The sequence below is a fragment of the Rhizobium sp. NPDC090275 genome (genome assembly GCF_044772225.1).
Classification (GTDB): Bacteria; Pseudomonadota; Alphaproteobacteria; order Rhizobiales; family Rhizobiaceae; genus Rhizobium.
On record NZ_JBIVYL010000005.1, the window covers coordinates 284,794 to 297,372 of the forward strand.

Here is a 12,579-nt window from a genome sequence, read left to right on the forward strand (position 1 = left end):
GGCGCTCAAAGGGCGAAAAAGCGGCGAAATTCGTAAGAATTCGAAACAACTTGTGACTAAGTGGCTCCAAAAGCTGACCTTTTCGTCTTGAAGCTGAAACATAGATATCGGAGATTACGTGCACGTTAAGGAAGACGTCATGATCCGTATGATTGAAGATCCCGCCGAATTGGCCGGGGAAGACATCACCGGCAAGTATATCTTGCGGAAATTGAACTACCACTGGTTTGCCTATGGCAAGGCCGGCATCGTGACCGCGTGCAAGGGCACGATCCTTCATATCGATCGCGAAGAGACCGTCTATTCCGAGCGTTGGGGCCGCCGCGCCTACACCGGCAACGGCAAGCGCTATCCCGGCGGCGTCTGCCCGATATCGGCCATTGCCTGCGTCTGCGACACGCCGGACGAGGTGAACGCCGTCATTCAGCTCGATGTCGAGGCACAGGACGAGTTCTATCAGCTGATCGCCAAGACCGAAGCGCGCGTGCAGGCTCTGGCCGCATCCTCGCAGAACCAGATCTACCTCGCCGCCGCCGAATAAGGCGCCGGCACCTCTCCCTGATGGCGCGGCTCGCGCCGGGACCACACCCAAATCTCAGAGCTTCTTGGCGTTCTCCAGCAGGCGACGGATGTATTCGAGCGTCAGTTCGCGCTCGAATGTCTTGAAGCCATCGAACAAAGCGAGATCGGCCTCACGGGCGGCCAGCACCGCATCGTTTTCCATCGTTTTCGCGCGGTCGGTGAGGAACACCAGCTGGGCGCGCTTGTCGGAGGGATGCGGCCGGCGCTCGATCAGGCCATCGCGCTCCATGCGCGACAGCGTGTTGGCCATGGTCGCCTGTTCGATATCGACACGGGCGAGCAGCTGCTTCTGCGTCAGCCCGTCCTCGGCCCAAAGCTCCAGCAATATCGGAAACTGACCCGGCGAAAAACCCAACCTTGCCGCGCGCTGCTGCAGCGAGCGGGCAAAGCCCTTGGCCAGCTGGCTGGCGAGATAGGCTCCCGAGTCCATTCGTTCCGTTCCCATTTTTTCAGTTAGGCGCAAAACCCAGCCACGAGCAATGCAACAAATCGTATGCGATGCTTTGAAAGACAGACATTCATATTCATACAGCTGGAGATAGTGCAGAAAAACAAAGCCGCCATAGCCTGGAGGTAAGGCTATGGCGGCTTCAAATAGGGGACAAAGGCCCGGAGAGGGGATGAGGCCTTTGTCCAAGTCCAATGCGGCGGGGGACGAGCCGGCAATCAGACCCTCGACGTGATCAATGTCGCGTCGGTGATATTTATTTGTAGTTCCGAATGTGGCTTTTCAAGGGAAAGAAAAGAATTGACTATTACATTTTGGTAACAGTCCAGTGAGCGGCTTGTGCGAGACTCACGCAGCGGGCGGAAGGCGCGGGCCGATGAGGCGTTCGAGTTCGGCGAGGCGCTCCTCGATGTCGTTGACGGACATCCGGTTTTGATAACTATCCTGCACGGCATTGATCACTTCGTTGTACTGGCGCAGGCTGTCGGAACGCAGTTCCCGAATATGATCGACACTGTCATGCATGACGCTGTCCTGCAGATCCAATCGACGCAAGATCGCTTCCATCTGAAGATCAACGCGGGAACGAAACTGGTTCAGGTCTATTTTTATTTGCCCGAGCTCGGACTTCATTCCGCCGATCTCTATCCTGATCTTCGCGAACTCCTTGTCGTACCGACCCACCGCCTCGACCTGCCGACCGATCTGATTGTTCAACCCCTTCATGCCGTCGATCAGCATCGAGAGCTGATTGAAAAAATAACGCTGCGATTCGGGCTCTCCAGACATTGCGGACTCCCTTTGGCCATCGCCCAATGTACGGGCGAAAAACGCCTGAAACAAGCCGCAGCTATTGAGGGGTTATGGCCGTTTCCGCGCGTTTTCCAGCACTTCCCAAGCATGTGCGCAACGCGCCAGCACCCTAACTTTATATGGACCTCGCAGGGCCGGCGCGCTATCCATGCTGCCATGAAAAAAGGCGATCATCTCTTTCTTGTCGACGGCTCCGGATTCATCTTTCGAGCCTTCCATGCCCTGCCGCCGCTGACGCGCAAATCCGATGGGCTGCCTGTCGGCGCCGTCTCGGGTTTCTGCAACATGCTGTGGAAGCTTTTGACCGAGGCGCGCGACACGTCGGTCGGCGTGACGCCGACGCATCTGGCCGTCATCTTCGACTATTCGTCGAAGACCTTCCGCAAGGATCTCTATGACGCCTACAAGGCCAACCGCTCGGCACCACCCGAAGAGCTGATCCCGCAGTTCGGACTGATCCGCCAGGCGACGCGCGCCTTCAACCTGCCCTGCATCGAGACCGAGGGTTTTGAGGCCGACGACATCATCGCCACCTATGCCCGCCAGGCCGAAGCGCTCGGCGCGGACGTGACGATCGTCTCCTCCGACAAGGACCTGATGCAGCTCGTCACCGATAACGTCCACATGTACGACAGCATGAAGGACAAGCAGATCGGCATCCCTGACGTGATCGAGAAATGGGGCGTGCCGCCGGAAAAGATGATCGACCTGCAGGCGATGACCGGCGATTCCGTCGACAACGTGCCTGGTATTCCCGGTATCGGCCCGAAGACGGCGGCGACGCTGCTTGCCGAATATGGCGACCTCGACACGCTGCTTGAGCGCGCCACCGAGATCAAGCAGGAGAAGCGGCGGCAGACGATCATCGAGAACGCCGACAAGGCGCGGCTGTCGCGCGAACTCGTCAAGCTCCGCACCGACGTGCCGCTGGAGCTTGCCGTCGCCGACCTCATTCTCGAAGCGCAGGACGGACCGAAGCTGATCGGCTTCCTGAAGGCCATGCAGTTCACCAGCCTGACGCGGCGCGTGGCCGAGGCCTGCGAATGCGATGCGGGTGCCATCGACGCGGTCGACGTGCCGGTCGAGTGGGGCGCGAATGCGCATGGGCCTGATCTCGATGTGGCGGAGTCGGCGCCGGTTGCCGGCGGAACGCCTGAGGTCGTCGGCGATGCCGTCGCTGTTCCGACTAAAGTCAACGGCTCCGCCGCGCCCGAGGGCAGCTTCACGCCGTCCGATTTCGCCAGGTCGCGGGCCGACGCCTTCGCCAACCTGCCCTTCGACCATTCGCGTTATGTAGCGATCCGCGATGTCGCGACGCTCGACAAGTGGATCGCGGATGCGCGCGAGACAGGTGTGATCGGCTTCGACACCGAGACGACCTCGCTCGACGCCATGCAGGCCGAGCTCGTCGGCTTCTCGATGGCGATTGCCGATAATGCGAAGAGCCCCACGGGCGTCAACATCCGCGCCGCCTATGTGCCGCTCGGCCACAAGACCGGCGTCGGCGACCTGCTCGGCGGCGGCATGGCCGAGAACCAGATCCCGATGCGCGATGCGCTGCCGCGCCTGAAGGCGCTGCTTGAGGACCAGTCGGTGCTCAAGGTCGCGCAGAACCTGAAATACGACTACCTGCTGATGAAGCGCTACGGCGTCGAGACGAAGAACTTCGACGACACGATGCTGATCTCCTACGTGCTCGATGCAGGCACCGGCGCGCATGGCATGGATCCGCTGTCGGAGAAATTCCTCAACCACAAGCCGATCGCCTACAAGGACGTGGCCGGCAGCGGCAAGTCGAACATCTCCTTCGATCTCGTCGATATCGACCGCGCCACGCATTACGCGGCCGAGGATGCCGATGTGACGCTCAGGCTCTGGATGGTGCTGAAGCCGCGGCTGGCAGCCGAGAAGCTGACCTCCGTCTACGAGCGCCTGGAACGGCCGCTGCTGCCCGTGCTCGCGCATATGGAAGAACGCGGGATCACCGTCGACCGGCAGATCCTGTCGCGCCTTTCAGGCGAGCTGGCGCAGGGCGCGGCGCGGCTGGAGGACGAGATCTACCAGCTGGCCGGCGAGCGTTTCAACATCGGCTCGCCGAAGCAGCTGGGCGACATCCTGTTCGGCAAGATGGGCCTTGCCGGCGGCTCGAAGACGAAGACCGGGCAATGGTCGACCTCGGCCAGCGTGCTGGAAGACCTGGCGGCGGCCGGGCTGGAACTGCCGCGCAAGATCGTCGACTGGCGGCAGCTGACCAAGCTCAAGTCCACCTATACCGATGCGCTGCCGGGCTATGTGCACCCGCAGACGAAGCGGGTGCATACCTCCTATTCGCTGGCATCGACGACGACGGGGCGGCTATCCTCGTCGGAACCCAACCTGCAGAACATTCCGGTTCGTACCGCCGAAGGCCGCAAGATCCGCACCGCTTTCATCTCGACGCCGGGCCACAAGCTGATCTCGGCCGACTACAGCCAGATCGAGCTCCGCGTACTTGCCCATGTCGCCGAGATCCCGCAGCTGACGCAGGCCTTCGCCGACGGGATCGACATTCACGCGATGACGGCGTCCGAAATGTTCGGCGTTCCCGTCGAGGGCATGCCGTCCGAGGTGCGTCGTCGTGCCAAGGCGATCAACTTCGGCATCATCTACGGCATCTCGGCCTTCGGTCTTGCCAACCAGCTCTCCATCGAGCGCTCGGAAGCCAGCGACTACATCAAGCGCTATTTCGAGCGCTTCCCGGGCATTCGCGACTACATGGACGGCACCAAGCAGCAGGCGCGCGACAAGGGCTATGTCGAGACGATCTTCGGGCGGCGAATCAACTATCCGGAGATTCGCTCCTCCAATCCCTCGGTTCGCGCCTTCAACGAGCGCGCGGCGATCAACGCGCCGATCCAGGGCTCGGCCGCCGATGTGATCCGCCGGGCGATGATCAAGATGGAGCCGGCGTTATCAGAGGTCGGGCTTTCCGAGCGGGTGCGCATGCTGCTGCAGGTGCACGACGAACTGATCTTCGAGGTCGAAGACGAGGACGTCGACAAGGCGATGCCTGTCATCGTTTCGGTGATGGAAAACGCCACCATGCCGGCGCTCGAAATGCGTGTGCCGCTGAAGGTGGATGCGCGCGCGGCGACCAACTGGGACGAGGCGCATTAAGCGCCTCGCGTTCGCGCGAACGCACAAGAGACGCTCTAACTTTTTGCATCCACGCATCGGACTTTCCGAAAATCGATTTTGATTTTCGAGCCGATGCGCGGGCGCCTCATCGAAAAATCGCTAAAATTTTCTTTATCAAGCAAGCCACTGAAAACACTCGATTTACGCCTTGCTGCGGCTGTCGCGCAGAGGCGTCGAGAAGGAACTTATTAACCTTCATTTCCTAAGCCGGAAGAGGATAATAGTTGCTAATCATGAGTGAGTGGCTGTCGTATGCGCTTTCCTAGAACCAATCTGACGGATGCCGGCGAGGTTTCCGCCGACACCCAGGGCGAACAGCTGCAGGAACAGGCCGGCGAGAAGCCGGTGCCGCCGATCTGGCAGAATCACTTTTCGCTGGCGCCGAATGTCCGCTTTACCCGCACGCCGGAGAGCCAGATCAACCCGCGCAAGCAGCCGGCCGAGCCGGTGCAGCAGCGGGTGATGGAGCCGGAACAGGTCGTGGCAGCCGCACCGCAGCCCGCCCAAGTGGTGGCACCGGCGGCCGTGAAGGTGATGGCGCCGGTGGCCCAGCCGATCGTCGTGACGCCGCAGCCCGCCGCGCAGCCACGCCAGGGCTATGTCGCCCGCCAGGCCGCCATGCAGCCTGCCGTCACGCAGCCACAGCCGCACGTTCAGCAGCAGGCGCTGCGCAATGCCTATGCGCCGCAGCCGGCTGGCCCGCGCGCACCCTTGGTCACGCCCGGCGCGCCCGTAGTCACGCCTGGCGCGCCCGTGGTCAACGTGCCCTTCGACGTCTACCAACCGGCAGCCAATTGCGCCGCCGTCGAGGAAAACGCGATTGTCGTTGCCGAGACCGCCGACGAAGCGCAGTTCCACGCCGCGTCCAACCTTTCCTCGATCTCCGACTTCGCCTTCTGGGAAGTGATGTCATTCGAGGATGGCGAGGCGCCCGTCGAGCCGGTGGAAGCGGCATCGCAGGTGCAGATCGTCGCGCCGCAGACCGCCTCCGAGCCCCACTCGATCATCAGCCAGTTCCGCATCATGGAATGGCGCCCGGGCAAGCAGCCCGTCGTCGCCGCGCCCTATGCCGCGCCGCTGCCCGTTGCCGTTGCGCCCACTCCCGTCGTGGCCCCGATCACCGCGCCTGTCGTAACAGCTACGCCTGCCGCTTCCGTTGCAGCACCTGTTGTCGTGGCGCCTGCCCCGACCACCGGTCGCGCACCGATCCGCCAGCCGCTTGCCGTCAGGCTGAAGCAGCAGACAGCTGCCGCCGAGGCACTGGCGCCCGCCCCTGCCCCGCAGGTCGTGCAGCCCATCGCCATAGAGCCGCAGCCATCTGTAGCGCAGCCGATCGCGCCGATGCCCGTTCGCTCGCAGCCGGCAATCGCGCCGCTGGCGCCCGCCGCCCGCATGGTCGCGCACAAGTTCGTGCCGTCGAAGGTCGACGCCTCGGGCTATGAATTCCCCTCCAACTCGCTGTTGCAGGAGCCGCCGGAACGCATTGGCGAGATCATGTCGCAGGAAGCGCTGGAGCAGAATGCCGGGCTTCTGGAAAGCGTTCTCGAAGATTTCGGCATCAAGGGCGAGATCATCCATGTGCGCCCCGGCCCAGTCGTCACGCTCTATGAATTCGAGCCGGCGCCGGGCGTCAAATCCTCGCGCGTCATCGGCCTTGCCGACGATATCGCCCGCTCGATGTCGGCCCTTTCGGCGCGCGTCGCCGTGGTGCCCGGCCGCAATGTCATCGGCATCGAACTGCCGAACGCTCTGCGCGAAACCGTCTATTTCCGCGAGATGATCGAGAGCGCCGATTTCGAGAAGAGCAGCTACAAGCTGGCGCTCGGGCTCGGCAAGACGATCGGCGGCGAGCCTGTCATCGCCGAGCTTGCGAAGATGCCGCATCTGCTTGTTGCCGGCACCACCGGCTCGGGCAAGTCGGTCGCCGTCAACACGATGATCCTGTCGCTGCTCTACCGGATGACGCCGGAACAGTGCCGCCTGATCATGATCGACCCGAAGATGCTGGAACTGTCGATCTATGACGGCATCCCGCATCTGCTCACCCCCGTCGTGACCGACCCGAAGAAGGCCGTGATGGCGCTGAAGTGGGCGGTGCGCGAGATGGAAGAGCGCTACCGCAAGATGTCGCGCCTCGGCGTGCGCAATATCGACGGCTACAACAGCCGCGTGGCGCAGGCCAAGGAAAAGGGCGAGACGATCCACATCATGGTGCAGACCGGCTTCGACCGCAGCACCGGTGCGCCCATCGAGGAGCAACAGGAACTCGACCTGACGCCGATGCCTTACATCGTCGTCATCGTCGATGAGATGGCCGACTTGATGATGGTGGCCGGCAAGGAAATCGAAGGCGCGATCCAGAGATTGGCGCAGATGGCGCGCGCGGCCGGTATCCACCTGATCATGGCGACGCAGCGTCCCTCCGTCGACGTCATCACCGGCACGATCAAAGCCAACTTCCCGACGCGCATCTCCTTCCAGGTGACGTCCAAGATCGACAGCCGCACGATCCTTGGCGAACAGGGCGCCGAACAGCTGCTCGGCCAGGGCGACATGCTGCACATGCAGGGCGGCGGCCGCATCTCCCGCGTCCACGGCCCGTTCGTCTCCGACGCCGAGGTCGAGAAGGTCGTGGCGCATCTGAAGACGCAGGGGCGCCCGGAATATCTCGACACGGTCACCGCCGACGAAGAGGAAGATGGCGAGGAAGAAGACAGCGCCGTATTCGACAAGGGCGACATGGCGGCAGAGGACGGCAACGACCTCTACGACAAGGCCGTGAAGGTCGTGCTGCGCGACAAGAAGTGCTCGACCTCCTACATCCAGCGCCGCCTCGGCATCGGCTACAACCGCGCCGCCTCGCTGGTCGAGCGCATGGAGAAGGAAGGGCTCGTCGGCCCCGCCAACCATGTGGGCAAGCGCGAGATCGTCAATGGGCGTGGCGAGGGGGATTGAGGTCTCTCGCCATGCCGACCGCACGGTGGTGCAGCTTTCACAGCCGTTAGCTGATTAGGCACACCACGAGGCTTATCCCCCTCTGCCTGCCGGCATCTCCCCCACAAGTGGGGAGATCGACTCGTTGAAACGTCTCGCCCAGCAATAACAGTGCCGGAGCGTAGCGAGGCGATGAGGGGGTGGAGCGGGAGCGACGCCCTGAGCGGCAAGCGAAGGGCACTCCTCTCTCAATTCTTCTCTTCTCAAACCCCATCTCCACCAACCGCCACTCCGTTGCCCGCGCAACGGTTTTCGAATTGACAGATCCGCGTCAAAATGATTGATCCGGTGCAGGTTTCGAGTGCCTGCCGCCTGCGGACGCAAGTCACGGTAAAAGCTCGACGTGGATATCGTCTCACCCTCGAAGCATTTCGTTGGTGGCAATGCAGGCTCCCTCCTCAATCGAAATGCCTCATGTGAGGAGTGCGTGATGTCTGCGAGACAATCACCCGACAATCGATTCCTGACCGCGCCCGTGGGCCGGATTTTTGCCACGACCGCCTTGCCGATGGTGGCCATCATGACGATGAACGGCCTGCTCGGTATCGTCGATGCCGCCTTTCTTGGACGCTTTGTCGGGGAAGAGGCCATAGCGGCCATCAGTATCGCGTTTCCCATACTGCTTGTGACCATCGCGCTTTCGACGCTTGTCGGCAGCGGCATGTCCAGCCTGCTTGCCAGACAACTCGGCGCCGGTGCGCGCGAAGAGGCGGGCGCGGCCTTTGCCCGGGCGCATGGCCTGGCGATCATGATCGGCCTGGCGCTGATCCTGCTCTTCCTTATCGGTGGCTGGACGTTTGCGACGCGGATGGCCGGAGCTGCGGAGCCTATCGCCAGGATGGCGTGGGTTTTCCTGATGATCACTCTTTTCGGCACGCCGCTGCAGTTCCTGCTCGGCATCCATGCGGATGCCTGGCGCAACGAAGGCCGGGCGGGCAGCATGGCACTGATGTCTCTCGGCGTGACATCGATCAACATCCTCTTCAACTACATCCTGATCGTGCCGCTTGAAATGGGCGTTGCGGGGTCGGCATTGAGCACCGTTTTGGCGCAAGGGGCGGGCCTTGCTCTCCTCGTCGAGGGCCGGCGGCGGTCCCGGGGCATGATGCCGCTTGGCGTCTTGCGGCGGAACGCATGGCATGGGCAATGGGGGCAGATCGCGGCACTCGGCGCTCCCGTCAGCCTCACGTTCCTGGGGATGGCGCTGACGGCGACCTGCGTGGTTCTTGCGCTGCCGTCGTCGGGCGAAGGCCATTCGCAGGCTGTCGCGGCCTATGGCATCATCACGCGCATCCTCGGTTTTGCCTTCCTGCCGCCGATGGCCGCAGCACTCGCCATGCAGAGCATCGTCGGCAACAATGTCGGAGCCGGGCGCTGGGATCGCGCCGATCAGGTCCTGCGGATCGCAGCAGGAACCGCCTTCATCTACGGCGCCGCCGTCGAACTGCTGCTTCTGACACAAGGCCGACTGATCGCTTCCGCCTTTATCGCCGATGCCGGCGTCATCGAGGAGGTCGCCAGAATTCTCAAACCGATGGCGGCGCTCTATCTGTTTTCGGGACCGGTGCTCGTGCTTGCGCTTTATTTCCAGGCGATTGGGAGACCTCTGCAGGCAGGACTTCTGACGCTGATGAAGTCGTTCGTGCTTGTTCCGGTCGCCATCACTGTCATCGCCGCGTTCCTGAACCGAACGGCCATCTGGTTTGCGTTTCCGATCGCTGACGGGCTGACCGTGGCGATCGCTGCGGTGGTTCTCGGCGCCGTCGCGATACGCGGCGGAGAGCGGATGAGACAGGGGTGATGGAGCCGGCGACCTGTCGGGCATGAAAGCGTGGGAGGCGCCCACCAATGGCGGCTCCTGCGGTATTTAGCCCGCAGATGCCAACTCACCCGCATCGCCGGCATCCAGCCCACTCACCGCCACCCGATAGGCCGAAGGCGATCTGCCGTTCACCCGCTTGAAGGCGTTGCTGAAGGCGCTTTCGGAGGTGTAGCCGAGCGAGCGGGCGACGGAGGCGATGGGGGTGCGGGCTTCGCGGAGCGCCCGTTCGGCAAGGCGCATGCGCCATTCCGTGAGATAGGCGAGCGGGGCGATACCCGAGACCGCTTTGAAATGGACGGCAAAGGAGGTGCGCGACATGGCACAGGCGCTGGCGAGTTCCTCCAGATGCCAGGCGCGCGCGGGTTCGCCATGCATCAGGCGCAGCGCCGGCGCGATCCTGGGTTCCGCCAGCGCCTTCAGCCAGCCGGCGGGCATGCGGTCGGCGGCGCTCAGGTGCGAGCGCAGGATCTCGATGAAGAGCAGCTGGGTCAGCTGCGCGGAGGCAAGGGCCGCGCCCGGCTGGCCGATATCGCGCTCCTCGATCAGCCGGTCGAGCAGCCAGCGGAAGATGGCGGCCTGCGGCGAGGCGGCGCGGGTGTGGATCCAGGTCGGCAGGATATCCGACAGCAGGCCGCCCCTCAGCGGATCGAGCGCGACATGGCCGCCGATATGGGCGAAATCTCTGCCATCGCCCAGCGTCATCAGCCGCCGTCCGGTGCCCGTGAAGATGCTCATGGCGTCGACGGGCTGAAGTGATGGATCGCTCGAGAGAACGAAGCTGCGCTTCTTGGCGAGCAGGCCGACATCGCCCTCCTCGAAGCGGATCGGCTCGGCCTCGCCTTCCAGCGTCACCCAGCAGCCGCCCTTCACCACCGCGAAGAACTTGATCTTGTCGCGCCCCGGAAAGGCGATCGACCAGGGGCCGCCAGCGGTAAAGCCACCGGTGACGATCGCCTCGGCTTTCGTCAGGCTCAGGACATCGGAGAAGGGATCAGTCAGCATTATCGAACTATCGCGCAAGTCATGCGGATTTTCAAGCATTCACAGTACAGACCTGGCTGCCTACCTTTCCGTCATCGAAGTTCGCCGCGATCCGATGCGGCGGCAGAAGCATGAGGCAGATTATGACGACTAATAGAAAAGACACGCTCGTTCTCGTCACCGGCGGCACCGGGTTCATCGCGCAATATTGCATGCTGGCGCTGCTGAAAGACGGTTGTCGCGTGCGCACCACCATCCGTTCACCCGGGCGGGAGGACGAGGTGCGCGCGCATCTCAAGGTAGGCGGTGTCGATGCCGGTGACCGGCTGTCCTTCGCGATCGCCGATCTCGATCATGACAAGGGCTGGGCGGAAGCGGTGGCCGGCTGTACCTATGTGATGCACGGCGCCTCGCCGACGCCATCGGGCGACCAGACGCGCGAGGAGGACTGGATCGAGCCCGCCGTCAACGGCAATCTCAGGGTGCTCAGGGCGGCACGCGATGCCGGCGTCAGCCGCGTGGTGCTGACCTCGGCCTTCGGCGCCATCGGCGTCGGCCACGGGCCGGACCACCGGCGGCCGTTCGACGAGACCGACTGGAGCAATCTTGAAGGCAATGTCGCGCCCTACCAGAAATCGAAGACGCTGTCGGAGCGCGCCGCCTGGGACTTCATCGCCCGCGAGGGCCAAGGCATGGAGCTTTCGGCGGTCAATCCGGTCGCGGTCTACGGCCCTGTTCTCGGCGCCGACTATTCGCACTCGATCCGGCTGATCGCCAACATGATGAAAGGGCAGCCGGGCTGCGTGAACGTCAATTCCTGCTGCGTCGACGTACGCGATGTGGCGGACCTGCACCTGCGCTGCATGACTAACCCCGCGGCTGCCGGCGAGCGCTTCCTCGCCACCGTCGGCGACAGCCTATGGATGGTCGAGGTCGCGGAACTGCTGCGGCAAAGGCTGGGTGATGCGGCGGCCAAGGTCTCGACCGATGTGTGGCCGGACGAGCAGGTGCGGATCGCCGGCGAGACGAATGCGCAGCTGAAGGCGGTGGTGCCGCTCCTCAACTACGACATGAACGCGACGGGGGAGAAGGCCGAACGCCTGCTCGGCTGGGCACCGCGCTTGCGGGAAGAGGCGATCGTTGCCTGCGCCGAGAGCTTGGTTCGGCTTGGGTTGGTATAGGGATTTGCGGGCCGTAGTGCCGGTGTCGATCGGCGTTACGCCTCGCCTCGGGTGAGCGCCATCACCGCGTCGGTGCTGGCCCCTCCCCATGGTTCACTCGAACGCTCGAACCTGAGCACACCAGCGACCTCTGACGTGCCGCCGGAATCGTTGGGGTGGGCGATGCCGTTCATGACCTTTACTTCGGCGAAATCGAAGGGGCTGACGCCTTCGATGACGGCGACGTTGATGCCGAACTGGCTGGTGTTGGAGCGGCGCTGGTGGTGGGTGTAGATGCCGCAGGTCTTGCAGAAGTAGTGCTTCGCCGTGCCGGTATGGAACTGGTAGAGCGTCAGATTGTCCTCGCCCTCGACGAACTCGATGTCATCGAGATTGGCGGAGGCGGCGATGGCGCCGCGCATGCGGCAATAGGAGCAGGTGCAGCGGCGGATGGTGTTGAACTCGTCCGTCAGCCGCACCTTGAACTTCACGGTGCCGCAATGGCAGGTGGCGTTACGCTGGGGTCTTGCGTCGGTCATGGGGCGTCCTTGTGATGTCGTGCAAGTGTTCGAGGCGGGTGTCGGCGCGGTATCGGATCGTCT

At 63.2% G+C, this 12,579-nt stretch carries 9 protein-coding genes; 5 read left to right on the forward strand and 4 right to left on the reverse strand.

What is annotated here, in order from left to right; all coding sequences use genetic code 11:
• The first annotated feature begins 139 nt into the window (after positions 1-139).
• On the forward strand, positions 140-541 hold the full coding sequence (locus ACIQUB_RS15250; RefSeq protein ID WP_113239420.1) for a hypothetical protein: 402 nt from the start codon (positions 140-142) through the stop codon (positions 539-541).
• Positions 542-595: 54 nt separating this feature from the next.
• Here ACIQUB_RS15250 and ACIQUB_RS15255 read toward each other — a convergent pair whose 3' ends face one another.
• Both ACIQUB_RS15255 and ACIQUB_RS15260 read right to left on the reverse strand, forming a co-directional pair.
• Positions 596-1,012 carry a MarR family winged helix-turn-helix transcriptional regulator gene (locus tag ACIQUB_RS15255; protein ID WP_018899251.1) on the reverse strand — a complete coding sequence of 139 codons (417 nt, stop codon included), beginning with the start codon at positions 1,010-1,012 and terminating at the stop codon, positions 596-598.
• Positions 1,013-1,378: 366 nt separating this feature from the next.
• The gene (locus ACIQUB_RS15260; protein ID WP_047506782.1) at positions 1,379-1,819 is read right to left on the reverse strand and encodes a hypothetical protein; all 441 of its coding nucleotides are present in this window, start codon (positions 1,817-1,819) and stop codon (positions 1,379-1,381) included.
• A gap of 180 nt (positions 1,820-1,999) precedes the next feature.
• Between ACIQUB_RS15260 and polA the strand changes: the two genes are divergently transcribed.
• From polA to ACIQUB_RS15275, 3 genes are all read left to right on the forward strand, one after another.
• A complete protein-coding gene (gene polA, locus ACIQUB_RS15265) occupies positions 2,000-4,999 on the forward strand; it encodes a DNA polymerase I (RefSeq protein WP_113239422.1) in 3,000 nt (999 codons plus the stop codon).
• Positions 5,000-5,272: 273 nt separating this feature from the next.
• Complete coding sequence (locus tag ACIQUB_RS15270) at positions 5,273-7,975, forward strand: DNA translocase FtsK (RefSeq protein ID WP_113239423.1); 2,703 nt, start codon at positions 5,273-5,275, stop codon at positions 7,973-7,975.
• Positions 7,976-8,444: 469 nt separating this feature from the next.
• Positions 8,445-9,815: an MATE family efflux transporter gene (locus ACIQUB_RS15275; protein WP_113239424.1), complete on the forward strand. Its 1,371-nt coding sequence runs from the start codon at positions 8,445-8,447 to the stop codon at positions 9,813-9,815.
• 66 nt (positions 9,816-9,881) lie between these two features.
• On the opposite strand, the gene ACIQUB_RS15280 is transcribed toward ACIQUB_RS15275, so the two are convergent.
• Complete coding sequence (locus ACIQUB_RS15280) at positions 9,882-10,838, reverse strand: AraC family transcriptional regulator (protein WP_402930480.1); 957 nt, start codon at positions 10,836-10,838, stop codon at positions 9,882-9,884.
• Positions 10,839-10,960: 122 nt separating this feature from the next.
• Between ACIQUB_RS15280 and ACIQUB_RS15285 the strand changes: the two genes are divergently transcribed.
• Positions 10,961-11,998, forward strand: coding sequence for an aldehyde reductase (locus ACIQUB_RS15285; protein WP_113239427.1), 1,038 nt, complete (start codon positions 10,961-10,963; stop codon positions 11,996-11,998).
• Between the two features lie 35 nt (positions 11,999-12,033).
• Here the strand turns inward: ACIQUB_RS15285 and ACIQUB_RS15290 are convergent, their stop codons facing one another.
• Positions 12,034-12,516, reverse strand: a complete 483-nt coding sequence (locus ACIQUB_RS15290) for a GFA family protein (RefSeq protein WP_113239429.1) — start codon at positions 12,514-12,516, stop codon at positions 12,034-12,036.
• Positions 12,517-12,579 lie beyond the last annotated feature (63 nt).

Excerpts from the sequence above, each read along its gene's own strand:
- ACIQUB_RS15250 (WP_113239420.1), top strand. The coding sequence starts at position 140 with ATGATCCGTATGATTGAAGATCCCGCCGAATTGGCCGGGGAAGACATC.
- ACIQUB_RS15255 (WP_018899251.1), bottom strand. The coding sequence starts at position 1,012 with ATGGACTCGGGAGCCTATCTCGCCAGCCAGCTGGCCAAGGGCTTTGCC.
- ACIQUB_RS15260 (WP_047506782.1), bottom strand. The coding sequence starts at position 1,819 with ATGTCTGGAGAGCCCGAATCGCAGCGTTATTTTTTCAATCAGCTCTCG.
- polA (WP_113239422.1), top strand. The coding sequence starts at position 2,000 with ATGAAAAAAGGCGATCATCTCTTTCTTGTCGACGGCTCCGGATTCATC.
- ACIQUB_RS15270 (WP_113239423.1), top strand. The coding sequence starts at position 5,273 with ATGCGCTTTCCTAGAACCAATCTGACGGATGCCGGCGAGGTTTCCGCC.
- ACIQUB_RS15275 (WP_113239424.1), top strand. The coding sequence starts at position 8,445 with ATGTCTGCGAGACAATCACCCGACAATCGATTCCTGACCGCGCCCGTG.
- ACIQUB_RS15280 (WP_402930480.1), bottom strand. The coding sequence starts at position 10,838 with ATGCTGACTGATCCCTTCTCCGATGTCCTGAGCCTGACGAAAGCCGAG.
- ACIQUB_RS15285 (WP_113239427.1), top strand. The coding sequence starts at position 10,961 with ATGACGACTAATAGAAAAGACACGCTCGTTCTCGTCACCGGCGGCACC.
- ACIQUB_RS15290 (WP_113239429.1), bottom strand. The coding sequence starts at position 12,516 with ATGACCGACGCAAGACCCCAGCGTAACGCCACCTGCCATTGCGGCACC.